This window comes from Streptomyces sp. NPDC002958 (genome assembly GCF_055563255.1).
Genome location: NZ_JBVHDS010000003.1, coordinates 537,372 through 563,546 on the forward strand (window position 1 = coordinate 537,372; position 26,175 = coordinate 563,546).

General features: G+C 69.4%; 22 protein-coding genes and 4 pseudogenes. 14 read left to right on the forward strand and 12 right to left on the reverse strand.

What is annotated here, in order from left to right:
- Window positions 1-21 precede the first annotated feature (21 nt).
- Window positions 22-477, forward strand: coding sequence for a Fe-S cluster assembly sulfur transfer protein SufU (gene sufU / locus ACZ3IC_RS08780; RefSeq protein WP_389285356.1), 456 nt, complete (start codon window positions 22-24; stop codon window positions 475-477).
- On the forward strand, window positions 474-812 hold the full coding sequence (locus ACZ3IC_RS08785; protein ID WP_145802444.1) for a metal-sulfur cluster assembly factor: 339 nt from the start codon (window positions 474-476) through the stop codon (window positions 810-812). Before sufU ends, ACZ3IC_RS08785 begins: the two co-directional genes overlap by 4 nt.
- Before the next feature lie 240 nt (window positions 813-1,052).
- Here ACZ3IC_RS08785 and ACZ3IC_RS08790 read toward each other — a convergent pair whose 3' ends face one another.
- A complete protein-coding gene (locus ACZ3IC_RS08790) occupies window positions 1,053-2,045 on the reverse strand; it encodes a DUF7847 domain-containing protein (protein ID WP_467413966.1) in 993 nt (330 codons plus the stop codon).
- 471 nt (window positions 2,046-2,516) lie between these two features.
- On the opposite strand from ACZ3IC_RS08790, the gene dapD reads away from it, so the two are divergent.
- Window positions 2,517-3,506 (forward strand): 2,3,4,5-tetrahydropyridine-2,6-dicarboxylate N-succinyltransferase, encoded by a 990-nt coding sequence (gene dapD / locus ACZ3IC_RS08795; RefSeq protein WP_467413968.1) that lies wholly within the window; start codon window positions 2,517-2,519, stop codon window positions 3,504-3,506.
- Here dapD and dapA read toward each other — a convergent pair.
- Window positions 3,503-4,390: a 4-hydroxy-tetrahydrodipicolinate synthase gene (dapA, locus tag ACZ3IC_RS08800; RefSeq protein WP_467413970.1), complete on the reverse strand. Its 888-nt coding sequence runs from the start codon at window positions 4,388-4,390 to the stop codon at window positions 3,503-3,505. The genes dapD and dapA overlap by 4 nt on opposite strands.
- Window positions 4,391-4,537: 147 nt before the next feature.
- On the opposite strand from dapA, the gene ACZ3IC_RS08805 reads away from it, so the two are divergent.
- Window positions 4,538-5,230 (forward strand): DUF4232 domain-containing protein, encoded by a 693-nt coding sequence (locus ACZ3IC_RS08805; RefSeq protein WP_467413973.1) that lies wholly within the window; start codon window positions 4,538-4,540, stop codon window positions 5,228-5,230.
- A 213-nt stretch (window positions 5,231-5,443) separates the two neighbouring features.
- Here ACZ3IC_RS08805 and ACZ3IC_RS08810 read toward each other — a convergent pair whose 3' ends face one another.
- Window positions 5,444-7,300, reverse strand: a complete 1,857-nt coding sequence (locus ACZ3IC_RS08810; RefSeq protein ID WP_467413974.1) for an endonuclease/exonuclease/phosphatase family protein — start codon at window positions 7,298-7,300, stop codon at window positions 5,444-5,446.
- Between the two features lie 195 nt (window positions 7,301-7,495).
- On the opposite strand from ACZ3IC_RS08810, the gene ACZ3IC_RS08815 reads away from it, so the two are divergent.
- From ACZ3IC_RS08815 to ACZ3IC_RS08830, 4 genes are all read left to right on the forward strand, one after another.
- Window positions 7,496-8,950, forward strand: coding sequence for a hypothetical protein (locus ACZ3IC_RS08815; protein WP_467413977.1), 1,455 nt, complete (start codon window positions 7,496-7,498; stop codon window positions 8,948-8,950).
- A gap of 295 nt (window positions 8,951-9,245) precedes the next feature.
- Window positions 9,246-10,712, forward strand: coding sequence for an alkaline phosphatase PhoX (locus ACZ3IC_RS08820; protein WP_467413978.1), 1,467 nt, complete (start codon window positions 9,246-9,248; stop codon window positions 10,710-10,712).
- Window positions 10,713-11,245: 533 nt separating this feature from the next.
- A complete protein-coding gene (locus ACZ3IC_RS08825) occupies window positions 11,246-12,826 on the forward strand; it encodes a TROVE domain-containing protein (protein WP_467413981.1) in 1,581 nt (526 codons plus the stop codon).
- Window positions 12,827-12,904: 78 nt separating this feature from the next.
- Window positions 12,905-13,135 (forward strand): hypothetical protein, encoded by a 231-nt coding sequence (locus tag ACZ3IC_RS08830; RefSeq protein WP_037711258.1) that lies wholly within the window; start codon window positions 12,905-12,907, stop codon window positions 13,133-13,135.
- Between the two features lie 103 nt (window positions 13,136-13,238).
- On the opposite strand, the gene ACZ3IC_RS08835 is transcribed toward ACZ3IC_RS08830, so the two are convergent.
- From ACZ3IC_RS08835 to ACZ3IC_RS08855, 5 genes and pseudogenes are all read right to left on the reverse strand, one after another.
- Window positions 13,239-14,459 carry a TerD family protein gene (locus ACZ3IC_RS08835; RefSeq protein WP_467413983.1) on the reverse strand — a complete coding sequence of 407 codons (1,221 nt, stop codon included), beginning with the start codon at window positions 14,457-14,459 and terminating at the stop codon, window positions 13,239-13,241.
- A 137-nt stretch (window positions 14,460-14,596) separates the two neighbouring features.
- A pseudogene (locus ACZ3IC_RS08840) lies at window positions 14,597-14,998 on the reverse strand (NAD-dependent epimerase/dehydratase family protein); the annotation flags it as partial.
- A gap of 216 nt (window positions 14,999-15,214) precedes the next feature.
- Window positions 15,215-16,666 carry a peptidoglycan D,D-transpeptidase FtsI family protein gene (locus ACZ3IC_RS08845; protein ID WP_467413986.1) on the reverse strand — a complete coding sequence of 484 codons (1,452 nt, stop codon included), beginning with the start codon at window positions 16,664-16,666 and terminating at the stop codon, window positions 15,215-15,217.
- Between the two features lie 102 nt (window positions 16,667-16,768).
- A complete protein-coding gene (locus ACZ3IC_RS08850) occupies window positions 16,769-17,242 on the reverse strand; it encodes a GNAT family N-acetyltransferase (RefSeq protein ID WP_467413988.1) in 474 nt (157 codons plus the stop codon).
- A gap of 2 nt (window positions 17,243-17,244) precedes the next feature.
- Window positions 17,245-18,015, reverse strand: a complete 771-nt coding sequence (locus tag ACZ3IC_RS08855) for an IclR family transcriptional regulator (protein ID WP_383067815.1) — start codon at window positions 18,013-18,015, stop codon at window positions 17,245-17,247.
- A gap of 152 nt (window positions 18,016-18,167) precedes the next feature.
- Between ACZ3IC_RS08855 and ACZ3IC_RS08860 the strand changes: the two genes are divergently transcribed.
- Window positions 18,168-19,691: an aldehyde dehydrogenase (NADP(+)) gene (locus tag ACZ3IC_RS08860; protein WP_467413991.1), complete on the forward strand. Its 1,524-nt coding sequence runs from the start codon at window positions 18,168-18,170 to the stop codon at window positions 19,689-19,691.
- Between the two features lie 148 nt (window positions 19,692-19,839).
- Here the strand turns inward: ACZ3IC_RS08860 and ACZ3IC_RS08865 are convergent, their stop codons facing one another.
- The gene (locus ACZ3IC_RS08865) at window positions 19,840-22,038 is read right to left on the reverse strand and encodes a phosphocholine-specific phospholipase C (RefSeq protein ID WP_467413992.1); all 2,199 of its coding nucleotides are present in this window, start codon (window positions 22,036-22,038) and stop codon (window positions 19,840-19,842) included.
- A gap of 195 nt (window positions 22,039-22,233) precedes the next feature.
- Between ACZ3IC_RS08865 and ACZ3IC_RS08870 the strand changes: the two are divergent.
- From ACZ3IC_RS08870 to cpt, 3 genes and pseudogenes are all read left to right on the forward strand, one after another.
- A pseudogene (locus ACZ3IC_RS08870) lies at window positions 22,234-22,407 on the forward strand (transposase); the annotation flags it as partial.
- Between the two features lie 73 nt (window positions 22,408-22,480).
- Window positions 22,481-22,627 carry a hypothetical protein gene (locus tag ACZ3IC_RS08875; RefSeq protein ID WP_467414060.1) on the forward strand — a complete coding sequence of 49 codons (147 nt, stop codon included), beginning with the start codon at window positions 22,481-22,483 and terminating at the stop codon, window positions 22,625-22,627.
- Between the two features lie 103 nt (window positions 22,628-22,730).
- Window positions 22,731-23,261 carry a chloramphenicol phosphotransferase CPT gene (gene cpt / locus ACZ3IC_RS08880; protein WP_467414057.1) on the forward strand — a complete coding sequence of 177 codons (531 nt, stop codon included), beginning with the start codon at window positions 22,731-22,733 and terminating at the stop codon, window positions 23,259-23,261.
- A 45-nt stretch (window positions 23,262-23,306) separates the two neighbouring features.
- Here the strand turns inward: cpt and ACZ3IC_RS08885 are convergent.
- The 3 genes and pseudogenes from ACZ3IC_RS08885 to ACZ3IC_RS08895 form a co-directional block, all read right to left on the reverse strand.
- Window positions 23,307-23,813, reverse strand: a pseudogene (locus ACZ3IC_RS08885) (transposase); the annotation flags it as partial.
- 36 nt (window positions 23,814-23,849) lie between these two features.
- A complete protein-coding gene (locus ACZ3IC_RS08890) occupies window positions 23,850-24,068 on the reverse strand; it encodes a DUF397 domain-containing protein (RefSeq protein ID WP_467413994.1) in 219 nt (72 codons plus the stop codon).
- Window positions 24,065-24,943 (reverse strand): helix-turn-helix domain-containing protein, encoded by an 879-nt coding sequence (locus tag ACZ3IC_RS08895; RefSeq protein WP_467413995.1) that lies wholly within the window; start codon window positions 24,941-24,943, stop codon window positions 24,065-24,067. Before ACZ3IC_RS08895 ends, ACZ3IC_RS08890 begins: the two co-directional genes overlap by 4 nt.
- A 130-nt stretch (window positions 24,944-25,073) precedes the next feature.
- Here ACZ3IC_RS08895 and ACZ3IC_RS08900 point away from each other — a divergent pair, with 130 nt between their 5' ends.
- Both ACZ3IC_RS08900 and ACZ3IC_RS08905 read left to right on the forward strand, forming a co-directional pair.
- Window positions 25,074-25,529 (forward strand): ATP-binding protein, encoded by a 456-nt coding sequence (locus tag ACZ3IC_RS08900; RefSeq protein WP_467413998.1) that lies wholly within the window; start codon window positions 25,074-25,076, stop codon window positions 25,527-25,529.
- Window positions 25,530-25,665: 136 nt separating this feature from the next.
- Window positions 25,666-25,938 (forward strand): annotated as a pseudogene (locus tag ACZ3IC_RS08905) (tyrosine-type recombinase/integrase); the annotation flags it as partial.
- Window positions 25,939-26,175: the final 237 nt, after the last annotated feature.

Below are 26,175 nucleotides of genomic sequence, written 5' to 3' on the forward strand. Positions count from 1 at the left end.
GCAGCGGCTGAGGGTTGACTGGTGAAGCTTGATTCCATGTATCAGGAAGTGATCCTGGACCACTACAAGCACCCCCACGGGCGCGGCCTGCGGGACGGCGACGCCGAGGTGCACCACGTCAACCCGACGTGCGGCGACGAGATCACTCTCCGGGTGAAGTACGACGGCGAAACCATCGCCGATGTGTCGTACGAGGGTCAGGGCTGCTCCATCAGCCAGGCCAGCGCATCCGTGCTGAACGACCTGTTGGTCGGCAAGGAGCTGGGCGAGGCGCAGAAGATCCAGGAGGCCTTCCTGGAACTGATGCAGTCGAAGGGCCAGCTGGAGCCGGACGACGCGATGGAGGAGGTACTGGAGGACGCGGTGGCGTTCGCCGGTGTCTCGAAGTACCCGGCCCGGGTCAAGTGCGCGCTACTGAGCTGGATGGCGTGGAAGGACGCGACGGCGAAAGCGCTGTCCGAAGGGAAGACGGCATGAGCGAGAACGAGACCCTGACGACCAAGCCGGCCTCCGAGGAGGAGGTCCGCGAGGCCCTGTACGACGTCGTCGACCCCGAGCTGGGCATCGACGTCGTCAACCTGGGCCTGATCTACGGCATCCACATCGATGACGCCAACATCGCCACCCTCGACATGACCCTGACGTCCGCGGCCTGCCCGTTGACCGATGTCATCGAGGACCAGGCGAAGTCCGCGACCGACGGCATCGTCAGCGAGCTGCGGATCAACTGGGTCTGGATGCCGCCGTGGGGCCCGGACAAGATCACGGACGACGGGCGCGAGCAGCTGCGCGCGCTCGGCTTCAACGTCTGAGCCATCTGCACCGCCGAACGGCCCCCGGCTTCTGCCGGGGGCCGTTCGGCGGTGTTCGTCTGCTGTACGCATGAGGCGTCTCCGCCGTTGGCGCGGGAACCGCAACCTGCTCCTCGACATCACGCCGACGAGAGGAACGCTGTGCTGCATCAGTCCGGGCGGACGGCGCTACCGTCGAAACACGCCCCGGTAGGGTCGGGGACTGGAGACCAAGCGGAAGCCACCGCGCCAGTCCCGACCCTACTGGGGGCCGTACTGCGCCGGTACAGCTGCCGCCTCGGTGAGGACCGGGCCCAGGTTCTCCGTACGCATGCGCCGGTCGACGTAGAGGAGTCCGGTCACCAACTGGGGGAATGTCGCCGAGACGAGCTGGCCGATCAGCTGCCCCAGCGCGTAGATCACCACGTAGCCGCTCATGGCGAAGGCGATCGCGGCGGGGTTCGGGTCGTCGTCCAGGGTCGCGCCGCCGATGACGCCGGAGAACATGCCGAGGAACGAGAACGGGATCTGGATGATGTAGTTCGCCACGGCCGCCATCGCGGAGGCCAGCAGGCTGATCCCGAAGATCCGCCACCAGTCGCCGCGCACCAGCTGCGACGAGCGGCGCAATGCCGCCACCGGGCGCTGGCCCTCGAAGACCACGACCGAGGGGGCCAGGCTGAATTTCACCCAGAGCCAGGCCGCCACGGGCGCGGTGGCCAGGGCGCCCAGGAAGCCGAGCGAGGTCCACACCGCGGCGCCGGACCCGTGGGCCAGACTGATCGCGCCGATCACGAGGGCGAAGAAGCCGATCACCGCGAACACCACTGGGATCACCGCGATCAGGGCGGTCAGGAGCACCGTTCCGATCAACGTCGGCACGCGGGCCCAGGCCCGGCGCCAGATGACGGAGAAGGTGGTCGGCCTGCCCAGTACTGCTTCCTGCAGGACCGCGGGAACGGTCGCGTACATCATGGCCGTACCGAGCATGAAGGCGACCATGGCGACCAGGCCGACGGAGCCCAGGGCGATCAGTATCGGTGCCGTGTCCTTCGACGACGGATCTTCCTCGGCGCTGAGCGAGATGACCCGTTGCAGATGGTCGCTGGTCGCGGAGTACGCGACCGCGGCCGCTGCCCCCACGACGACCAGCGCCCCGCCGTACACGGTCACGCCGACGCCGAACAGTTGCTTCCAGTAGCGCCCCATCGCGCTGAAGGCGCCGTTGAGTATGTCCCCGAGCTTCAGGGGCACCAGCGGTATCACTCCGGGCTTCGGCGGTGGCATCCAGCCGCCCCATCCCGGTGGCCCTCCATACGGTGCTCCGCCGTACGGCGGAACACCGCCCCACCCTGCGTCCTGCGCCACTGCTGCTCCGTTGTGTGTTGTCGTCCTGTGTGCCGGTCGGGACACCGTAGCGCTCCGGATGGCGCAAAGCTGCCGTACTGAGGTGCCGGCAACGGTGCGTGCACTCGTACACATGGGATATGCACTGCTTGCGCGGCGATCGCGGCGGAGTGCTGGTCATCGCCGGAGTGGTGGGACCCCCTTCGCGTCGACTCCGTTCTCCGCCTTGGAATCGCAGCTTCACCTTCTCCCGCGGTGGCGCCCGAACGGCAGGCGCAGCCCGGCTGACCAGGTGGTTGCGGTCTCTCGGGGACCACGCCGCGACCATCCGGCGAGACCGGTTGGCTCCGGCGGTGCCTCGCCGGTTAGGTTCGTGTCATGACCGACACGACTCCTGCTCGCACCACCGGCGCCGTCGCCGCCGGCCTCGCCACCATCGCCGGCGACGGTTCCGTTCTCGACACCTGGTTCCCTGCCCCCGAGCTCACCGCCGAGCCGAGCCCGGCCGGAACCGAGCGGCTCACCCCCGACCGGGCCGTCAACCTCCTGGGTGAGGGTGCCGCCAAGGCCATCGGCGTGGACGCCCGCCGCGGTGTCGAGATCGTCGCCGTACGTACGGTCATTGCCTCGCTCGACGACAAGCCGCTCGACGCGCACGACGCGTACCTGCGCCTGCACCTCCTCTCGCACCGCCTCGTCCAGCCGCACGGTCAGAACCTGGACGGCCTCTTCGGCCTCCTCACCAACGTCGCCTGGACCTCGCTCGGCCCGGTCGCCGTCGACGACGTGGAGAAGGTGCGGCTGAACGCCCGCGCCGAGGGCCTGCACCTTCAGGTCACCTCGGTCGACAAGTTCCCCCGGATGACGGACTACGTCGCGCCCAAGGGCGTCCGGATCGCCGACGCCGACCGTGTCAGGCTCGGCGCGCACCTCGCCTCCGGCACCACCGTCATGCACGAGGGCTTCGTCAACTTCAACGCGGGCACCCTCGGTACGTCGATGGTCGAGGGCCGGATCTCCGCCGGTGTCGTCGTCGGCAACGGCTCCGACATCGGCGGCGGCGCCTCCACCATGGGCACCCTCTCCGGCGGCGGCAAGGAGCGCATCGTCATCGGCGAGCGCTGCCTGATCGGCGCCGAGGCCGGTGTGGGGATCGCGCTCGGCGACGAGTGTGTCGTCGAGGCCGGGCTCTACATCACGGCCGGCAGCCGCATCACGCTGCCGGACGGCCAGATCGTCAAGGCACGTGAGCTCTCCGGCGCCTCGAACATCCTCTTCCGCCGCAACTCGGTCACCGGCGCCATCGAGGCCCGCCCGAACAACGCGGTCTGGGGCGGCCTCAACGACATCCTGCACAGCCACAACTAGCCCGTGGCGGCGAGGAGTTCCTCGTACGCCCTCCGCAGCCCGTCGGCCGCCTCGCGGTCGGCGGGCTGCAGCGGTTCCCGGACCGGTCCGGCGTCGAGCAGGGCCTTCGCCGTGACCGTGCCGGGAAGTCCGGACGCCATCATCAACTCGGCGAGCGGGAGGGTCAGCCGGTTGAGCCGGGCGGCCCCTGCGGTGTCCCCGGCGTCGAAGGTGTCCAGGACCGCCCTCAGTTGCCGGGGCGCGACATTGGCGACCGTGCTGACGTAGCCTGCCGCGCCCACCGCGTACAACGGCAGATTCAGCTCCTCGCAGCCCGAGTAGTACGCCAGCGAGGTCGCGCCGATCACCTTCGTGGAGCCGAGCAGGTCGTACGCGCAGTCCTTCACGGCCACGATGCGCGGGTGCTCCGCGAGCCTCAGCAGGGTCTCCGGCTCGACGCGCGTGCCGGTGCGGCCGGGGATGTCGTACAGCATCAGCGGAAGGCCGGTCGCGTCGGCGACGCGCCGGAAGTGCGCCTCGACGGCGGCCTGCGGCGGTCTGCTGTAGTACGGCGTCACCACCAACAGGCCGTCCGCACCCGCCTGTTCGGCCTGCTGGGCGAGGGCCACGGTGTGCCGGGTGTCCGAGCTGCCGACCCCGGCGACGATCGGCACACTGTCGCCGACCGCCGCCCTGACCGCCCGCAGCAGTGCGGTCTTCTCGGCGTCGGTGGTGGTCGGGGACTCGCCGGTGGTGCCGCTGAGCACCAGACCGTCGCAGCCGTCGGCGACCAGCGAGGCGGCATGCTTCTGGGCGGCCTCCTGGTCCAGCGCGCCCGAGGCGGTGAAGGGTGTGATCATCGCGCAGAGAGCGCGGCCGAAAGGGGCTGGAGGGAGTGCTGTCATCCCCGAAGTGTCGGTCGACCGGACCGTGAAGGTCCACTTAGTTCTGCTTGGGGTGAAGGGGAAGAAATGCTCAACAATCGTGGGAGGGGGCTCCGCGCTCTGGCATGATCGAACGCCTATGCGGCAGACCGGCACGGGGGCGGGGCCATGAGCGTGCGGGAACTGACACGGGCGAGGGCCGGGAGACGGCGGCCGACGGCGGCCGTGCTCATGGCCGGGGCGCTGGGCCTGTCGCTCTCGGGATGCGCCGGATTTCTCGTGCCGGCGGGCGAGGGGGAGCCGGAGCCCACGCCGAGCGCCTCGTACGGGGTGCACGCCGACGAGCTGCCGTCACCTTTTCCGAGCGCCCCGGTGGCACTCCCCGACCGGCCGCCGCCTGCGTCGGCGCAGGGGCCCGGCCCCACGCCCACCGTGGGCGCCGGCTGCCCGTCCTCCGGAGTCGTCGTCGACATGGGCGAGGTCGAGGCCGCGCTGGGCCACCGGGCCGTCGGCCTCACCCTCACCAACTGCGGCAGCAAGCCGTACCGCGTCGACGGGTATCCGTCCGTCCGGGCCCTGGACGAAGCCGGTGACCCGCTTCCGGTCCCGGTGAATCCGGGCTCCTCCTACATGGGGAGCGACCCGGGCCCGACGGAGGTCATGCTGAAGCCGGGAGAGACGATGCGGTCGCTCCTCGCCTGGGTCTCCACCCCGACCGGCGGCGACCTCATCGAGGGCGACGCGCTGGAGATCGCACCGGCCCCCGGCCTGGAAGCGCGCACCTTCCCGCTGGAGGGAAGCGACGTACGGTTGCTCGACGAGCTGAACATGACCGCCTGGCGGACGGAACCGTCCCGGTAGCCCAGCGAAAAGGGAACCGGAGAGCGAGCTTGAAGCCTTCATGGCTGCGGGCGAAGCCCCGCGACTCGTAGAACCGGTGAGCGTCCGTGCGCCGCTTGTTGCTGGTCGGCTGCATCAGCCCGCACCCGCGCAGCCGGGCCCGGTCGACGGCTCGCTTCATCAGCTCCCGGCGCGTACCCGGAGTACTCGGTACCCGGACACCGGCACGGAGGGCTACGGGCGGAAGCGAAGCACCTGCGGGTCGTGGTCGCTGTTCTGGTCGGCGAACTCGGAGTTGATGTGCACGCTGTCGTAGTGGAAGTCGTCGACCGACGGACTGGTCAGGATCTGGTCGAGAACCTGGGCGTTGCCCTGGTAGACGTAGGAGTAACGCTCCGACAGAGGCAGGGATTTCACCGCCGGGTACAGTGCGCCCCCGGCCGTCAGTGCCTCGGTCGTGCCGGAGAACTCGAAGTCGTTGATGTCGCCGACGACCAGGACGTCCGCGTTCTTCTGGACGCTCAGCAGCTTCTTGACGAAGGTGTTGACCACCTCGGCCTGTGCGTGCCGCTGGACCTCCGACGAGCGGGTCGGCGGCTGGTGCTGCGAGACGAGGGACTCGTCGCCGCCCTTGGACGCGAAGTGGTTCGCGACGACGAAGACCGTACGGCCGCGGAAGCTGAACTCTCCGGCGAGCGGCTTGCGGCTGTTCTCCCACGCCTTGTTCGCCGGATCGATCCGGCCGGGGGAGAGGGTCAGGGCCGCCCGGCCCCGCTTCCGTACGACATCGGTCGCCGTGGTCGCGTCGCCCGCGCGGTCGGTGAACGACACCCGCTCCGGGTTGAAGAGGAACACCTGTCGGATGTTGCCGCCGGGCTGGCCGCCGTCCTTCTTGTCCTCCGGGTCGATGGAACGCCACTCGTACGCCGGGCCGCCCGCGGCCACGATCGCGTCGGTGAACTTCCTGACCGTGACGTCGGCGGCGACCGTACCGTCGTTGGTCGCGCCGTTGTTGTCCTGGATCTCCTCCAGCGCCACGATGTCGGGCGAGGCGAGATTGTCGACCACCGCGGTGGCGAGGGCGTCGAATTTCTCCTGCGGGTCGCCCGGGTCGAGGTTCTCGACGTTGTACGTCGCCACCGCCAGCTCGCCGCCGCGCTGCTTGCGGGTCGTCTCCCGACGCAGGCCCCTGTCGGTGACCTCGCCCAGGGTGCGGGCGGTCAGCGTGTAGCCGCCGTACTGGTTGAAGTCGAGCGGGCCCTCGGTCGTACCGGACAGCACATCGCCCACGTCGGCGGTCGGGAAGGGCTGCTCGGCGAGCGGCACCAGCGACTGGATCTGGAGCCGGCCGGTGTTCTGCGCGGTGTACGAGCCATAGACCGTACCGCCGCGGCGGTCGGCGTTCTCGTGCGGCTTCACCGTCACCCACAGCTCGGCGTACGGGTCGGTGGCACCGACCACCCGCGAGGTGCCGATACGGACGTTCATGCCTTCCAGGGACTCGTAGTAGTCCAGCGCGTAGCGGGACGGAGCGAGGGAAAGCCCATTGACGGAGCCGTCCGCCGCGGGGTCGCCCGCCGGGGTGTACCGGGAGGGGACCGAGCGCGCCGAGATCGTCACCGGCGCGGGAAGGGCGTTGCCGGAGGACACCACGGCGACGGTGGGCCTGCTGATCTGGGTGAGCGACTGGTTGCCGGAGGAGGCGCCGCCCGGGACGTACTCGGCGACCGTGCCGGAGACCGTGACCGCGTCACCGACCGCGACGGTGGGCGTGGAGCCGGTGTAGACGAAGATGCCCTCGCTGGTGGCGGCGTCGACGTCGACGTCCGGGTCCTGGAACCAGAAGCCCTTCGAGCCGTACGTCCGCACACCTGTGACGATGCCCGCGACACCGCTGACCTGTCGGCCGGTGAGAGGGGATATCCGCGTGGTGCCCTGGATGTCGTGGATCCGGACCGTGCCGTCGAAGGGCGAGGCCGGGGACGGGGAGGCGGACGCGGAGGTGGTGGCTGCGCCGGTGAGCAGGCCCGCGGCGAGCGCGGCGGTGACTACGGCGGAGACGGCGGTCGTTCTGGACGATGCGGCGGGCATCACGGACTCCGGGGGTATCGAGGGGCGGGGTGGAGGTCTACGCGCGTCAATCTCTTGTGTGGGCAAGGCAATTGTCAAGGTTTCCCGGGTCAGTGGCCGCTGATCGTCGCATGAACCGGGCAGCATGGGGCGAAATGCGTCTACGCTTGAACCGCCTGACCCGTACGCCCCGTACGCCCCGAGGAGAACCACCTGATGTCCGCAGAGCGCCCCACCCTGCCGCCCGTACGGCTGCGCACCGAGGCCGAGCTGGCACGGGACGCGCTTGCCGCGCCGCTGCTCGCCCGCGCCGTCCGGCTCGCCCGCTGGGCCGGGCCCGGGACCCGGGTCGGCGCCGGTGGCGAGCTCGTCGACGTACAGCTGCCCGCGGCGGCCGAGCACCTCGGCCTCACGGCTGATGAGGACGGTGCGGCGGAGGCGAGCGAGGCGTGGCGGCTCGCGGTCGACACGGGGCTCATCGACGTCGAGGACCCGGAGGAGGCCGCGGGAGAGGACGCGGAGGGAACCGCCGCCGCCGGTGAGAATCTGGCGCTGATCACCGGCGGTTCACCGCAGGACGTCCTCTCGATCTGGCTCGACGGCCTGGAGGCCGTTCACGCCGACGCCACCGCACCCGTCTTCGAGGACCTCGCCGATCTCGTCGGCGAGGACGGCTCGATCGACTTCGAATCCCTGGAATGGGACCCGGAGGTCGAGGCGGAATTCCTCGACGGGGTCCTCGGCAATCTGTATCTGCTCACCGTCGGCGACGGCGGAGCGGACGCGGTGCCGGTACCGCTGCCCGCGCTCGCCGCGTCGATGATCGTGCCCGACGACATGGGCGAGCCCACCGACGACATCCTTGAGCAGGTGTCCGAGGCGATGATGCGCCTCGACGACCAGTTCCGGGTCCTCGAACCCATCGGGATCGTCGAATACCGCCCGCTGGACGAGGCGTTGTTGGCCGAGGAGGGCGAGGACGCCGCCCCGCCCGCCGACGACGAAGACTTCAGCCGGTACGGAATGGTGAAGCTGACCCCGCTCGGCCTGTACGGCATCCGGGCCCGGATGCTGGAGGCCGGAGTGGACGCCCCGGCGATCGGTGACCTCGCGGACAAGGGCGCCGACGCACTCCTCGGCGGCATCGCGTACTACCCCGAGATGGCGGCGCGCAGCGAGGTCGAGCTGTGGCTCACCCGGCGCGGCGCGGACGGCGCCGCGGCCGAACTCCTCGCGGCGGCACGCGGCGCGGACCGGCAGGCACCACTGCGCCGTCTCCACTGCCAGCAGGCGCTCGCCCTGGTCGGCGCGGAGGCGGAGACCGCGGTGCGCGCGGTATTGGACGACCCCGAGCTGGGCGGTCTCGCACGGGTCTGGCTTGCGGAGCTGGGCGCGGCGGACGTACCCGCACCGCCGGAGTCGATGATCTTCTGGCTCGCCATCGACACGATCGCGGCCCAGCTTGAGTCCGAGGGCGATCTGGAAGATCTCCAGGGCCTGATCGAGGGCCTGGCAGGCCAGCACAGCGGCTTCTTCGACGAGGCGTGGCGCGTGGAGCACCCGGCGACAGCAGACGTCCTCGAAGCGATGGGGCGGCTGCACAGCGACAAGAAGAAGGCCAAGGAGGCCCGCAAGGCGGCGTTCAAGGCGCGGTCGCGGACGGGGGCTTGAGGATCGGGCGGTCCGCGGCGGACCGAATGGTCCACGCGGTCTGCGGCTGACTGCATGGACCGGGCGGTCCACGGGTGACTGCATGGACCGGGCGGTCCGCAGGTGACTGCGTCGACCGGGCGGTCCGCGGCACCGGGCGGTCCGCGATGGACCGCGGGAGCCGGGCGTGGCATCCACTCCTGCCAACTGCACAGGAAGGATGCTCCTCAACGTCGTCCATAGTTCAACTGGTGTTGGCGCAGGGGCGCGATTGTGGGCGCGCCAACAACCCATTCAGTTGCTCCAGGAGTACGTGATGCCCTTCACGCGCAGGGAATTCACCAAACAGTCCGCCCTCACCGGTGCCGGCATCGCCCTGACCGGTACGGTTGCCGCGCTGGCCACGGCGCCCGGTGCCCTGGCCGCGGAGGAATCCAAGCACGGCCACGACGGCGACGGTCACGACCACGACCACGGTCACAGCCCCGAGCCCGGCTACGGGCCGCTGATCGCCGACCCCGAGGGACTCCTCGCGCTGCCCGCCGGTTTCTCCTACAAGATCATCACCCACTGTGGTGTCACCAAGCTGGAGTCCGGCGAGTACACCCCCTCCAACCACGACGGCACGGCCACCTTCGAGGGCCCCCGCGGCGTCACCCTGCTCGTCAACAACCACGAGCTGAGCGGCACCCGCGCCGGCAAGGAGCACCCGGTGCCGCTGGCCGAGGGCCTCGTCTACGACCCGGTCGCGGCCGGCGGCTGCACCGTCGTGGAGACCCGCCGCGACGGCCGTACCGCCGAGTGGGTCGGCATCGCCGGTACGTCCACCAACTGCGCCGGTGGCGCCAGCCCGTGGGGCACCTGGCTCACCTGCGAGGAGACCGAGGACAAGGCCGGCAAGAACGGCCTGCTCAAGGACCACGGCTACGTCTTCGAGGTCGACCCGTACGACAAGCGCGCCAACCGCGACCCCCGTCCGATCAAGGCGTTCGGCCGGTACGCCCACGAGGCCGTCGTCATCGACCCCAAGCGCGGCCACGCCTATCTGACCGAGGACGCCGCGGGCCCCAACGGACTGCTCTACCGCTGGGTTCCGCCGCACGACTTCCGGCACGGCCGCGGCAAGCTGCGCACCCTCGCCGACGACGCCGGTGTCCTCCAGGCCACCAAGTGCTTCGACAGCAACGGCAAGTTCGTCGACGACCTCTCCCGGGCCACGAAGATCGGCACGGTGTACGGCGTGGACTGGGTCGACGTACCCGACCGTGACGCGAAGACCGTCTCGGTGCGCAAGCAGTTCACGGACAACGAGGTCACCCGCGCCCGCAAGCTCGAAGGCATGTGGTGGGGCGACGGCGGCGCGTACATCGTCTCCTCGTTCGCCCGCGACGAGAGCCCCGTCCAGCACGACGGCCAGGTCTGGTTCTACGACCCGAAGCGCCGCACGCTGACGCTGAAGGTGCTCCTCGGTGTGAACGCCGACCCGTCGAAGGACGGCGCCTTCGACGGCCCGGACAACATCACCGTCTCGCCGTACGGCGGTCTGGTCATCTCAGAGGACGGCAACGGCATCCAGCACCTCTTCGGGGCGACCGACAGCGGCCGCACCTACCCCATCGCGCGCAACGAGCTGAACCTCGGCAGCGAACAGGAGCCGGAGTACAGCGAGTTCACCGGCGTCACGTTCTCGCCCGACGGCAAGACGCTGTACGCCAACATCCAGACGCCGGGCATCCTGCTCGCCATCACCGGCCCGTGGAAGCGTCAGCCGAACCGACACTGACGGCCCGTACCGTCGGAGGCCACCCGCGCAAAACTCCCTGGGCCGTAGTCCCCCGGGCGTAATTCCCTCGCACTCCGTGGAGTTCCCCTCTAGAGTCCTGTCTGTGTCCAGGTGCGCAGGCAGGGCCTACTTCCACTGATAATGGGGATGCCGCGGGTTCGAGTCCCGTCACCGGCTCTTGCGCCGGTGTAGCTCAGCGGCCAGAGCACCTACGTCGGTTCCGCCGAATTTGATCTCTGGACACCACAACTTCATCAGCAATGACTGCATGCACCTCCCGGTGCGCAGGCTGCGGCTACTTCTTGCCATGAAACTGCCGCCGCCGACTCTGATCTCGGGAGGCACAGACATCGGGGGGTGCCCGGTGCGCAGGTGACGGATACTTCTCGGATCTGACGGTTGCGGGTTCAAGTCCCGTCCGGTCGCGGCCGGTAGCTCAAGTGGTAGAGCATCAGGCAAGCCCGTCGCCGACTCCTGATCTCGGGCACCCTTTACCCGCTGTGCCTTCTCCCAATGAATTCGGGGGAATTCACATGGCACGCTTCAACACCCGCACCACCAAACCCCGCGCCACCTCGCCCGTGAAGTCGACCGGGCGCACCGCGCCGACCCATCAGGGCGGCCGAGGATATCTCCGCGACAATCGCTCCGAGCTTTTTCTGCTCGCGGTCGCCAATTTCGTTTCGCAGCAGACCTTTTACGAGGACGGCGAGCAGCGCGACAGCCGATTTGCCGAGCTGGTACGGATACTGGCCGTCGGCGACCCCGAGTGGACCGCCGGCCTGCTCCACTGGCTGCGCCGCGACGGCCAGATGCGTACCGCTTCGATCGTCGGCGCCGCCGAGTACGTGAAGGCACGGCTCGACGCGGGTGCCGAGGACGGTCCGTCCAACCGGCAGGTCGTCGACTCCGTGCTGCTGCGCGCCGACGAGCCCGGTGAACTGCTCGGGTACTGGACCTCGCGCCACGGCCGGGCCGTGCCCAAGCCCGTCAAGCGCGGCATCGCCGATGCCGTGCGACGCCTCTACAACGGCAAGTCGCTGCTGAAGTACGACACCGCGTCCAAGGGCTACCGCTTCGGCGACATCCTGAACCTGGTGCACGCCTCGCCCGACCCCCAGAAGCCGTGGCAGGGCGAGCTGTTCCGGTACGCCCTCGACCGCCGCCACCACCCGGAGACGGCCGTGGTGCCCGTTTCGAACCGCACCCTCACCGCCCACCGTGCGCTGATGGAACTGCCGGTCGAGGAGCGGCGGGCCGTGATCGACGGCGCCGACGGGGCGTACCGGCTGGCCGCCGCGGGCATGACCTGGGAGGCCCTGGCGGGCTGGCTGCAGGGGCCGATGGACGCCGCGGCCTGGGAAGCGGTGATTCCATCGATGGGCGCGATGGCGCTCGTCCGCAATCTGCGCAACTTCGACGAGGCGGGTGTATCGGACGAGGTCGCCGCGCAGGTGGCGGCGAAGATCTGCGACCCGGCCGTGGTCGCCGCGTCGCGGCAGTTCCCGTTCCGCTACCTCGCTGCCTATCAACACGCGCCCTCGCTGCGCTGGGCCCACGCGCTGGAGAAGGCGCTCGGCCACTCCCTGAGCAATGTGCCCGTGCTGTCGGGGCGGACGCTGATCCTGGTCGACCGCTCGGGCTCGATGTGGTCGCCGCTCTCGGACCGCTCGCAGCTCAACAGGGCCGACGCCGCCGCGATCTTCGGTACGGCACTGGCACTACGGGCGGCTGACGCCGATCTGGTGCAGTTCGGTACGAACAGCGCACTGGTGAAGTACCGCCGGGGCGAGTCCGTGCTGAAGGTCCTGGAGCGCTTCGGTGACCTCGGCGGCACCAACACCGCGGAGGCGGTGCGCCGGCACTACCGGAAGCACGACCGGGTACTGATCGTCACCGACGAACAGGCGTCGTTCTCCTACGCCACGGATGCCACCGCGGCCGTGCCGTCCACCGTGCCCGTCTACACCTGGAACCTGGCCGGATACCGGGTCGGGCACGCCCCGTCAGGCGCCGGGAACCGCCACACCTTCGGGGGTCTTTCGGACGCGGCGTTCCGCATGGTGCCGCTGCTGGAAGCGGGCCGGGACGCGGACTGGCCCTGGAATCTCTGATTACGAATCCGGCATCAGTGCGCCCCCAGGAGGGGACGGGCATGGCGTCGGGCGTTCCCAGGGCGCATACTCAAGGTAATGAAACAGTCAGCCGGATCCCGGCGTCACCTGCCTTCCAGTCCCTTCAACCGCCCGGCCCAGGCGGCCCCACCGGTCGAATTGTTCGATGTGGGCGACAGGGTGTCGCACGATCAGTTCGGACTCGGTCGCGTCCTTGCGGTCGAGGGCGACAACGACGCAGTGCTCATCGACTTCTCGGGGCGGCAGGGGAGGATCCTGAGCCCGTACTCCAAGCTGACCAAGCTCTGAGAGAGGCGGCGAGCACGCGCAGCGTCCCCGTCACGCTCTCCGCTTCAGGGGCATCTGGCACCCGCCAGGTGCCCCTGAAGCCGTTGCGGAGACTTCTGCGACGCTACAGCGCCTGGGCGGCGTGCTTCACCATGCCGCGGACGGTGCGCGACTTCACGAAGGTACCCATGGCCGTCATCTCCCACTCGCCGGAGAACTGCTTGATCAGCTTGGCCATCATCACGCCGGTCTGCGGCTCCGCGCCGGTCAGGTCGAAGCGGGCCAGCTCCTCGCCGGTGGCGGCGTCCATCAGTCGGCAGTAGGCCTTGCCGACCTCGGTGAACTTCTGGCCGGTGAACGAGTTGACCGTGAAGACCAGACCGGTCGCCTCCGCCGGGATCCGGCCCAGGTCGACGACGATCACCTCGTCGTCACCCGCGCCCTCGCCCGTGAGGTTGTCGCCGGAGTGTTTGATCGCGCCGTTCAGGATGGAGAGCTTGCCGAAGTAGCAGCTGTCCAGGTGGTTCCGGTTGGGGCCGTAGGCGATCACCGAGGCGTCGAGGTCGATGTCCTTGCCGCGGAACGCGGGCTCCCAGCCGAGCCCCATCTTGACCTGGGAGAGCAGCGGCTGGCCGCCCTTGACCAGGGAGACCGTCTGGTTCTTCTGGAGGCTGACCCGGCCCTTGTCGAGGTTGATCTTGCCGGAGGCGGCGGGCGCGGGAGCGGCGGCGGGCGGGGCCGGCGGAGCCGCGGGGGCCGGGGCCGCGGCGATCCGCGGGTCCACCGGAGCGGCGGCGGGCATCGGGGGCGCGACGGGGGCGGGTGCGGGCGCGGCGGCGGGCTCCTCCTCCACCGAGACGCCGAAGTCCTTGGCGATACCGGCCAGTCCGTTCGCATAGCCCTGGCCGACCGCGCGGGCCTTCCAAGCGCCGTTGCGGAGGTAGATCTCGATGACCACGAGCGCCGTCTCGGCGCCCAGCCGGGGCGGGGTGAACGTGGCGAGCGCACTGCCGTCGTCGGCGTTGCGCACGGTCGCGGTGGGTTCGATGCCCTGGAAGGTCTGGCCCGCCGCGTCCGGGCTCGCCGTGACGACGATCTTCTCGATGCCGGGCGGGACCGCGGTGGTGTCCACCACGATCGCGTCCGGTGCGGTGCCGCCGCCGGAGCGGTAGGTCACTCCGGGGCCGGTGGGCTGGTTGTAGAAGATGAAGTCGTCGTCGGAGCGCACCTTGCCGTCGACGGTGAGCAGCAGGCCCGAAACGTCGAGCCGCACCGGTGCGGAGACGTCCACTGCCACGCGGGCGGTGGAGAGAGGGATGTTCGAGCCGGGGGTCATAGCGGTCATGCATGGGGTAACGAGCGACCGGGCTTTGCCGTTCCCTTACCTTCACCCGCCTTGGCGCACTCTTCGGTGCGACTGGTGCGACTGGTGCGACCGGACCGGTCACACGGACAGATCGGCCGGTACCGGCATATGGGCCAGTACGGCCAGATCGGCGGGTTGGTGCAGAAGTGGCCGCCGAGGTGGGTGTGGTCGGGGTTGTCCGGGTCCAGCTCACTCTGTTCGGCGATGAGCCCGGCCGCGTACGGCTCCGAGTCGTCCCTCGGCTCGTATCCGAGTGAACGGGCCGTCGTCAGGTCCCACCACAGCCGGGTGTTGTCGGACGAGCCGTGGACGACGGTGTGCCGCACGTCCTCGGCGGTGAGCGCGGCGTGGAAGAGCCGGGCACCGTCCTCGGGGCTCGTCCAGACCGAGAGCATCCGTACGGACGTCGGCTCCGGGAAGCAGGAGCCGATGCGTACGGAGACGGTCTCCATGCCGTGCCGGTCCCAGTAGAGCTGGGCGAGGTCCTCGCCGAAGGACTTGGACAGGCCGTTGAAGGACGCCGATGAGTCGGCCGCGGCCGTGCGCCGGGCGCTGGAGCCGGTCTGGTCCGGCTCCGGCTCCCCGGAGGCCGGGTGGGCGGGCATCGAGAAACTCCTCGGCGCCGACCTCGCCGCCGCCACCCTCCAGTGGCGTGGCCGGGTCGCCCGTACGCTCCAGGAGTCCGCGGTCGCCGCCGTACGGGTGGCGGCGGCGGAGCAGTCCGAACCCCTTCCTCACCCCTTGAGCGCCGCGGTCATCATCTCCTGGGCGATCGGCGCCGCCAGACCGTTGCCGCTGACCTCCGTGCGGGCCGCGCCCGAGTCCTCGATGACCACCGCCACCGCGACCTCCTCGCCGCTGGAGTCGTCCGTCGCGTACGAGGTGAACCAGGCGTACGGGGTGTTGCTGTTGTCCACGCCGTTCTGGGCGGTTCCCGTCTTGCCGCCCACCTCGGCGCCGTCGATTTGGGCGTTGGCGCCGCTGCCCTCTTCGACGACGGTCACCATCGCGCTGCGCATCTGCTCGGCGGTCGACTGCGAGACGACCCGCGTGGTGTCCCCGTCCTCGAACTCCTGCAGCGCGTTGCCCTCGGAGTCCGTCACCTCGGACACCATGTGCGGTGCGGCCAGTTCGCCGTCGTTGGCGAAGGTGGCCGAGACCATGGCCATCTGCAGCGGTGTCGCGGTGACCTCGAACTGGCCGATGCCCGTCAGTGCCGTCTGAGGCTTGTCCATGCCGGACGGGTAGACGCTCTCGGAGGCCCGTACCGGAACATCGAGCTTCTCGTCGTTGAAGCCGAACTTCTCCGCCATCGCCTTGACCTCGTCCTGGCCGAGGTCGGCCGCGGCCTGTGCGAAGACGTTGTTGCAGGAGTACTGGAGCGCGGTGCGCAGCGTGGCGTTCTCGCAGGGGGCCGAGGGGATGTCGTTGGGCAGGACGGTGCTGGTGTCGGGCAGGGTGTACGGGTAGGGGCTGTTCGTGGGCTCGTCGACGGAGCCGTACAGTCCGTTCTCCAGCGCCGCGGCCGCCACCACCAGCTTGAACGTCGAACCGGGTGCCAGCGACTGGCGCAGCGCGCGGTTGACCATTGGCTTGCTCTCGTCGTCGAGCAGCGTCTCCCAGGCATCGCCGTCCGTCGTCCCGCTGATCGTCGACGGGTCGTACGAAGGGGTGGAGACCATGCCCAGGATCTGCCCGGTCGTCGGGTCGATCGCGACCGCCGCCCCCTTGTCGTCGCCGAGCGCCTCGTACCCCGCCTTCTGCACATCCGGGTCGATGGTCGTCACGACGTTGCCGGGGTCCGCCTGCTGGCCCGACAGCACGTCCATCGGCTTCTTCAGCCGGTCGTCGGTGCCGTCCAGCACATCGCTGTAGATCCCTTCGAGCTGTGTGGCACCGTACGCCTGCGAGCTGTAGCCGGTGACGGCCGAGTAGAGCTCACCCTCCGTATAGGTGCGTTTGTACGCGAGGTCGCTGTCCTCCGTCGCCTTCGATCCGGTAACCGGGTTCCCGGCCACGATGATGTCGCCGAGCGGCTGCGCGTACTGCGCGATGGTGTTCCGCCGGTTGTGTTCGTTTTCTGCGAGCTCCTCGGCCTGGTACGCCTGCAACCAGGTCGCCCGCAGCAGCAGGGCGAGGACCAGCAGCAGACAGAAGACCGAGGTGTGCCTGATCGTCTTGTTCATTCCGCATGAGGGACGAGCGGGGCACCGCGCTACGTTCCCGGTTGTGCTGTTTCTCACCGATTTTTCATGATCGGCCGGGGCAACCGAGGGCGATGCCCCGGGTCACCCCGGCAGGGTGAACAGCAGCTCGTCGGTGTCCTTGCCGCGAGCGTGCGAGAACCCGTGGTCCTTGCCGGTGACGGCGAACCCGCACTTCTCCAGCACCCGGCGCGAACCGGTGTTGTCGGCCGCGGCCCGTGCGTGCAGCGGGCGTTCCGGTACGACGTCGAGCAACGCGCGCAGCGCGGCCGTCGCGACCCCGCGGCCCCAGTGCGCCCTGTCGATCCAATAGGTGACCTGGCGGTCGTCCGGCGGCCCGTACGCTCCGACGTTGCCGACTGCCGCGCCGTCCACGACCACCGTCCGCATCACGATGGAGCCGTTGGCCAGGATCCGTCGCCAGTGGGCGTTGAACGCATGCCGGTCGGTGGGGTCCTCGCTGGTGAAGGCGGCCGTCCTGACCGACTCCGGGTCGGACATGAACACGAAGAACGACGGCAGGTCGCTGTCGCGCACCTCGCGCAGGGCGACACGCATGATCAGAGCCTCCGGGTGGCCAGCGTCAGCCGGTCCCGTGCGTCGAACAGCGCGTCCTTCACCATCTGCTCATGCGCGGGCGTGAGCCGGGCGACCGGCACCGAGCAGCTGATGGCGTCGCGGGCGGGCGTGCGGTACGGGATGGCGACGCCGAAGCAGCGCAACCCGAGGGTGTTCTCCTCGCGGTCCACCGCGTACCCCTGCTCGCGGATGAGGTGCAGCTCCTCGATGAGCTTTTCGCGGTCGGTGATGGTGTGCTCGGTCAGTGCGGGCAGGGTCTCCGGGAGCATCTTGCGGACCTGCTCGTCACTGTGGGTGGCGAGAAGCGCCTTGCCGAGCGAGGTGGAGTGGGCGGGCAGCCGACGGCCGACGCGGGTGAAGGGGCGCAGATAGTGCTGGGACTGCCGGGTGGCGAGGTAAACCACGTTCGTTCCGTCGAGGCGGGCCAGGTGGATGGTCTCCGTCGTGTCGTCGGACAGCCGGTCCAGGGTCGGGCGGGCGGCCACGACGACCTCGTCGCCGTCGATGTACGAGGTACCGACCAGCAGGGCCCGTACGCCGATCCCGTACCGCGTGCCCGTCGCGTCGGTCTCCACCCAGCCCAGTTCCACCAGCGTGCGCAGCAGCATGTAGAGACTGGACTTGGGATAGCCGACGGCCTCCTGCACCGCGGCGAGCGAGTGCATGCCGGGACGCCCGGCGAAGTATTCGAGCAGTTCCACCGTCCGTACAGCGGACTTGACCTGTGCCCCACCAGACTCGGCAACCGACATCGCCCTACGCCCCTTCCAGCCCACTTACGAAACCCTGCGACTTCTTGCCAACACTGAACGCCCGGAAATAGAGTCGCTTCATATTCACGATCGGGAACTCTGTTCAGAATACCGAACAGCTTCTGTTGTGTGGCAGTGGAGCGGAAGGAATCATGGTGGCAGCAGCACCAGTCTGGAGCGTCGACCCCCGCACGGGGAACCCGCGTGAGCAGGTTGCGGTGGAGGCTACGGCGGAGGAAGTCGACCGTGCGGTCCGGGCCGCTCATGCGGTACGCGGTTCGCTCGCCGACCGCACCGTGCGGGCCGCGTTCCTGCGCACCGCAGCTGATCTGCTCGCCGAGGCCGGGGAGCACGTCATCGAGGCCGCCGACGCGGAGACCGCACTCGGCCCCACCCGGCTCACCGGCGAACTCGCGCGCACCGCAGCCCAGTTGCGGGCCTTCGCGGAGGTTGTCGACGAGGGCGCCTTCCTCGACATCCACATCGACCACGAGGACGCCACCAGGACCCCGCCCTGGCCCGACCTGCGCCGCTACAAGATCCCGCTCGGGGTCGTCGCGGTGTACGCGGCCAGCAACTTCCCGCTCGCCTTCTCCGTCCCCGGCGGTGACACCGCGAGTGCGCTGGCGGCCGGCTGCCCGGTTGTCGTCAAGGCGCACCCCGATCACCCCGCCACCTCCGAACTGTGCGCCTCCGTACTGCGCCGGGCGGCGGCGCAGGTCGGCCTGCCGGAGGACGTACTGATCCTGGTCCACGGCTTCGACGCGGGCATCGAGCTGATCAAGCACCCGCTCGTCGCCGCCGCCGGTTTCACCGGCTCGGTACGCGGCGGCCGCGCCCTGTTCGACGCGGCGGCGGCCCGCCCCACCCCCATCCCCTTCCACGGCGAGCTGGGCTCCCTCAACCCTGTTGTCGTCACCGAGGCGGCCGCCGCCGAGCGCGGTGAGCAGATCGGCGCCGGGCTCGCGGGCTCGATGACCATGGGCGCGGGTCAGTTCTGCACCAAGCCCGGCTTCGTCCTGGCCCCGGCCGGTGAGACCGGCGACCGGCTGCTGAAGTCCCTGACCGACGTGGTCGGCGACACCGAGGCCGGAGTCCTGCTCGACCACCGGATGCGCGACGCCTTCGTCGCAGGCGTACGCGAACGGGCCGAACTCCCCGACGTGGAGGCCCCGGTCGTTCCCGGCGCGGGCGGCGACCACGCCGTCGCGGCCGGTTTCCTCACCGTACCGGCGCACCTCCTCACCGCGGAGGGCCCGCACGACGCGCTCCTGGAGGAGTGCTTCGGCCCGGTCACCGTCGTCGCCCGGTACGCCTCCGAGGACGAGATCACCGCCGTCCTCTCCCGGCTCCCCGGCAATCTCACGGCCACCCTCCAGATCGCCACGGACGGCGCCGACGCCGACGCCCCCGGACTGCTCGCGGCCCTCACCCCGCTGGCCGGCCGGGTCCTCGTCAACGGCTGGCCGACCGGCGTCGCCGTCGCCCCCGCCCAGCACCACGGCGGCCCCTACCCGGCCACCACCTCCACCTCCACCTCGGTCGGCGCCACCGCGATCGAACGCTGGCTGCGCCCCCTCACCTACCAGACGACCCCCGAAGCCCTGCTCCCGCCGGAGCTCCGCGACGACAACCCCCTGAACCTGCCCCGCCGGGTGGACGGCCGCCGTGCATGACCCTGCACCTTCCCGAACTCCCCTTTGAAGTCGGGCCGTTCGGGCCCTCAATGAGCGTCCCAGAAGCCGACGCTCATCACTTCTACGGCGGCGCTGCGAACTGCTCGGGCGCCGCCGGGTGGTGTCCCAGCGGCGCCCGGGGCTGGTGTCAATTGGCGGCTACGGGACTCTCCGCCGACTGGAGGTGGGCTGCCATGGCCGGGTCGCTGATGCCGTCCCTGCCGGATTCCACACGACCCGCGAATCGGCGCTCCAGCGATGAGCCGTCCATGGTGACGGTGAAGTCGTACCAGTGACCGCTCTGGTTCAGCGACCAGCGCCGCTGAACTTCCTTGCGGGGCGGCACATGGACCGTCCGGGGCCCAGCGAAGCGGTAGGCGTGGGGCTCGACGTGCAGCGTGACCGCCTTCGGTCCGGGATTGTGGACGGTGAGGACGACAGAATTGTCGGTACGGTCGTACCGAACCTGGAGTTCGGGGCCGGCCTCGGAGGCTGTACTCCCGGTGAAGGAACGGAAGAAGCCGCCCGGACCGTGGACCTCGAGGTCGTACGCACCCGAGTCGGTCACCATGGCGTCCCACACGTCGGTGAGGTGTTTCCCGGCCTCGACGGTGTAACGCCGCGGGATCCGGTCGAGGTGCAGCCTGTCGTACACGTGGAAGACGGCGCCCTTGTGACCCCTGTTGAGGAACCGGAGGGTGACCGTGCCCGCGCCGTGGTCGGTGGAGGCGTCGGTGTGGAGTTCGTACGGCAGCGCGCGGGAGTAGCGCGTCCCGCGCTCCTGGAACAGCGGCTCCGGTGCCGTCGGGGCCTTCGGTGACGGCAGGGTGCGCTGGTGGGCGTCGGAGTCGGCCCAGTCGCTCTGGTCGGGAAGTTCCGGGAACCGCTGCTTGTTGGGGTGCTTGAAGTCGAACGCCGAGGAGAGGTCACCGGAGACGGCGCGGTGCCACGGGCTGATGGCGTCGATCCGGACGCCGAAGCGCTGCTCGAGGAACATGCCGACCGAGGTGTGGTCGAACACCTCGGAGTCGACCCAGCCGCCCCGGCTCCACGGGGAGACGACGTAGAGCGGCACGCGCGGGCCCATGCCCCACGGTCGGGTCGTCCCGGTGACCGTGTCGTCGGCCTTGAGCCACGACGACGGCTTGCCGGACGCGTCGAAGTACTCGCCGTCCACCGGGACCGTCGACTTGCCGGCGAGGGTGCCGTCGAGGTTGTACGACGGGACGGCCGGTGCGGGGACGTGGTCGAAGAGGCCGTCGTTCTCGTCGAAGGTGAGCAGGAAGACGGTCTTGCTCCACACCTCCGGGTTGGCGGTCAGCGCGTCCAGCACGTCGGCGGTGAAGTTGCCGCCGTGCGTCGGGCTGGAACCCGCGCCGGGGTGCTCGGAGTTGGAGGCGGTCGTCAGCACCCAGGAGACCTGCGGCAGGGTGCCCTCGAGCACGTCCTGGCGGAGCCGGTCCAGGAAGTCGGGACCACCGGTCATGCCGTGCTCGTACACCGGCGTGCCCGGCTGGGCGTTGCGGAAGCTCTCGAACGCCAGGCAGCCGTTCATCGCACCGGTCCAGTTGTCGTTCATGTCCTGGTAGATGTGCCAGCTGATGCCGGCGTGCTCCAGCACGTCCGGGATGGTGTCCCAGGTGAACGCATTGCTCGCGTACTTGTAGGTCTGCGGCCACGCGTCCGGCACCCACTCGCCCTTGATCCAGCACCGGAGGTTGTTGGGCTCGGACTGGTCGGGGCCGCAGTTGACGCCCTGGCGGCCGAGTTCGGGGTTGAAGTTGGAACCCGACCAGAACGTGATGCGGTTGGGGTCGGTGCCGGTGGTGATGGAGCAGTGGTAGGAGTCGCAGATGGTGAACGCCTCAGCGAGGGCGAACTGGAAGGGGATGTCGTCGCGCCGGTAGTACCCCATGGAGTATTCGGTCTTGTACTTCGGCCAGTGGCCGAGCTTGCCCTGGTTCCACGCGGCCTGCGCGTCGGCGAAGGAGTGCGGCGTCGAGGGGACGAGCAGGGCGCTGGAGCGCTCGGGGTCGAGGTGGTACGGCGGGATCTCCCGCGCGCCGTCGGACTGGTACCAGACCGGCTTGCCGCTCTCGAGCGGGATCGGGAACCGGTCGCCGAAGCCGCGCACGCCGCGCATCGTGCCGAAGTAGTGGTTGAAGCCGCGGTTCTCCTGCATCAGGATCACGACATGCTCGACGTCCTTGATGGTTCCCGTGCGGACGGCTGCGTCGACGGCAAGGGCCCGGCTGATGGATCCGGGGACCACGGACGCGGCGGCCGCCGCCCCCAGAGTCGTCGCCGACCTGCGGAGAAAGTCGCGTCGGCTGGTTGGTGAGGGCATGGCACATTCCTTCGCTCGGCGGACAGGGCTGCGCCCGGACAGGGACCGTCTCCGGGAATCACGTCGGCCTCCAGAGCCGGGTGTTTCCCGTACGGCGACGGCTGCAGCCAGCACAACCTAGAAAGGCACGATGAACCCGGGCCGACCGTGCAGAAGATCTGCGTGAACAGCGCCGGACACGACGCCTGGCCCGCAGTGCGTGACCTGCGAAAAGGCGGCGGGGTGCGCAAGTACGGAGACCGGTTGGTGCTCGACTCGGTGCTCTACGTGCTGCGCCCGGGCTGCCAGTGGCGGATGCTTCCGCGCGACCGGATGCCCTGGGACGCGGCCCACCGCTGGTTCACCAAGTGGCGCCGGGACGGTATTTGGAACCGCATGCACGACAAGCTCCGCCGCCGGGTCCGGGTCGGGGCCGCACGCGCGGACCGACACATCGGCCGCCGTGATCGGCTGGCTGGTCCGAAACCGTCGGCCGGCCCGCGAGTACGAACGGCTGACCGCGACCTCCGAGGCCATGATCAAGGTGGCAGTGATCCGCTTGATGCTCGTCCGGCTCGCCGGGCAGTCCTTGCGGTGGAGCCATCCGTGATCTATTGCTCTGACCGGGAAGGTTCACCGGGTTGTAGGAGGCGGGCAACTTCCGCGGAAATCCGTTTCAGGGATTGCTCGGGTGCCTCTACTGTGGCGCGGTGATGACTGAGGTGATCGTTCTCAACGGTGGTTCCAGCTCGGGGAAGTCCGGGATCGCCCGGTGTCTGCAGGCAGTCCTGCCGGATCCGTGGCTGGCTCTCGGGACCGACACGCTGGTTGACGCGATGCCTGCGTCCATGCAGGCGTCGGATGCGGGGATCGAGTTCGCTCCGGACGGAGAGGTGATCGTCGGGCCGGAGTTCCGGACGCTGGAAGCGGCATGGATCGAGGGGGTCGCCGCGATGGCTCGTGCGGGCGCCCGGGTCATCGTCGATGAGGTCTTCCTCGGCGGAGCGGACTCGCAGCAGCGGTGGCAGAAGGCTTTGCGTGACCTGCGGGTGCTGTGGGTCGGCGTCCGGTGTGACAGTGCGGTGGCCGCAGGCCGTGAGGTCGCACGGGGCGATCGGACCATCGGGATGGCCGTCTCCCAGGCGGAAGTGGTCCACCGGGGCGTGGTCTATGACCTGGAGGTGGACACCACGCATACCGAGTCGATGGAGTGCGCACGGGCCATCGCCGCGCAGGTCAGGTGATCGACGGCCTGGCTGTCTGCCGCTGTGACCGCGGCACCGTGATGATCAGGCCGCTGCTGCCAGGGGCCGTCCGTCCCAGCGGATGCCCTTCTCGCTGCGGATCCGGGCCCGTTCGCGGCGTTGGGCGGCCAGCACGTCGCGGTGGCGGGCGTTGGTGTTGTGCCAGCGCAGGTAACGGTGCAGCTCACGGGTCTGGACGGTGTGGTTGGGGTGGTGGGAGTTGGCGAGGGTGAACTCCCGCAGCGGCCCGAGGCGCGCTTCGATCGGATTGGCCCAGGAGGCGTTGGTCGGGGTGAAGCACAGCTCGACCTTGTTCCTCTTCGCCCAGCGGCAGATCTTGTTGCCCGTGTGGGCGGAGAGGTTGTCCAAGATGATGTGGATCGGGGCGCCGTCGGGGCGGGCGGCCCGGATCGACTTCAGGGCCGCGAGGGTGTTGGCCGTGCCTTTGCGGCGGTTGACGCCCCACAGGGTGTCGTCGCCGACGGAGTAGCAGCCGTGGAAGTAGGTGACGCCGTGGGTGCGGTGATAGGTCGCCGGCAGCCGGCCGGGACGGCCGGGGCCCCGGCCGACTCCGCATGTCCGGCATCGTCAGAGAGCGTCGCCCGGACCGCTCGCGTACCGCAGGAAGCGCGTCCAGCCGGTGCGGGTGAGCGTCAGGTGGGGGAGGGAGGTGTCTTTCGAGTCGCGGACGAGGACTGTGTGTTCGGCGACTGCTACTTCGATGCACTCGCCGCCCTCGTTGGAGCTGTAGCTGCTTTTGAACCACGAGTTGTCTGCCGGGCTCTGAACGCGGACATCGGGCTTCATTGGTCTTTCAGCAACCTTTCGATGAGCGCCGAGGACTTGCGCGGTGTGAGTGCCTGAGACCGGATGCATCCGTATCGTGACGCCAGGATACGGACCTCCTCCGGGTCGGTGATCAGCCGACTGATGTTCTGCACCTCAAGGTAACCGACCTGGGGTTTGCGCGTCGGAGTGAGGAGGATGAACGGGCCGCCCAGACCGGCGTGTTCAGGGTGGTCCAGGGGCATGACCTGAAGCTCGACATTGCGCAGCTTGCCCAGCCTGATCAGTTCGTCGAGCTGTTCCTTGTGAACGTCCCGTTCACCGATCGGGCGCCGCAGGACACCCTCCTCGATGACACAGTTCACCATCGGAACCGGTCGTTTCGTCAGTACCACCTGCCGTGCCAGGCGTGCCGCCACCCGTTGCTCGATCAAGTCGTCGTCCAGTAGCGGTTTGCGCATGGCATACAGGGCGCGAGCATGAGCCTCGGTCTGGAACAGGCCGGGTACCGTGTGGTTGCTGTAGTACGAGAGCTCGACGGCATCCGCCTCCAGCTTCGCGTAGTCCTTGAACCACGCCGGATGCTTCACCCGGGCCCGCGCCTTCGCCCGCGCCACATCCTCCTTCGCTGCCCGCAGCAGGCCACCCGCCGTCAGCAAGTCGTCCGCCGCGTCGAGGAATTCGGGCTGTGGCGTCCTGCGTCCCCGTTCCAGCGACCGGATCAGGTCCTCGCTGTACCCGAGCCGATCGCCCAGCTCCCGCTGGGTGAGGCCGACCCGCTCGCGCAGCAGCCGGACCTGGCGGCCGATCACGTGGAACAGGTCCGTGGCCTCCTCCGAGTCGTCGTTGTCACCGATCGCGTCGTCCAGATCCATCGCTGCCCGCCTTCGTTCCATGGGGTCGACCGTGTTCGTCGCCCCGGTACGGGGGACAACCGGTACCGGTTGCCGTAAGTACCGGTACACGCACGTTACGTACCGCTGTCGTTGCTGGTCAGCGTACGATCACGTGGCCACGCTGGGTGGCGTGACAAGCGAATCCGTAGAGATCGAAATTCCGCAACCGACGGCCTCCGCGCCGCAGTTCACGCAGCTGTTCAGTGCCACCCGTCGGGGTGCGCGACTTGCCCGCCTGCTTGCCGTGGAACAACTGGCGGCGTGGGGATGGCCGCGTGACGGCGAGGGCACCGACGCTGCCGCGCTGGTCGTCGCCGAGCTGGCGGCGAACGCGGTCATGTACGGGCGGCTGGACGGGCGGGGTTTCCGGCTCGGGCTTGCCCTCCTCCCGAGCGGACGGTTGCGGATCGAGGTCACGGACCCGCGCGGCGAACGCCACCCCACCGTGTCCCGGGAAGCCGTTGAAGGAGGCCGGGGGCTGATCATCGTCGATGCCCTCGCCGTGGAGTGGGGCGTGGACGCGTACCCGCCGTCCGGGAAGACGGTCTGGGCGGAGGTCTCCGCGACGCGCCTTGATGGCCGATAGCGCACCGTTGGTGCAGCCGATGGTCGGCGGCCGCTCCCGGTCCTCCAGCGGCGGCTCCAGCGCCCCGACCGCCGACCTGCCCGCGCAGCAGGCGTCGCCGCAGGACGGTACGTGAGGTGCCACTGGGGCATAGCTGTCCACCGCGCAGGGTAGACCGATCGACCCGACCAACCTCACCCGCACCTTCACCACGCTCCTCCGCAAGGCCGGCCTCCGCCGCATCCGCCTCCTCGACATCCGGCACTCCACCGCCACCCTGCTCCTGGAACAGGGCGTCGAACTCGTCGTGATCAAGGAACTCCTCGGCCACGCACACATCGGCGTCACCGCCACCGTCTACGCCCACATCCGACTCCACCTCCAACGCAATGCCATGACGGCACTTGGGAACGCTCTCGACCGCCCCTGACCAACGGACGGCAATGGCGGCGAACACCAGGGGTGTTCGCCGCCATTGCCGTCAACTACTGCCGTCACCCGCTCCAAAGTAGGGCAAAACCCCTCCCCTGAAAACTCCTACTTTTGCGGATGCACGCAAGATCCACAGGAGTCCTAGTACTCCAGCCGTAGATCGTGATCTTCATGCCCGTGTGGCTTGTCGCCGATAGTGGCTGGCCTGGGATCGGGCCTGGTGACGGCGCCGCCA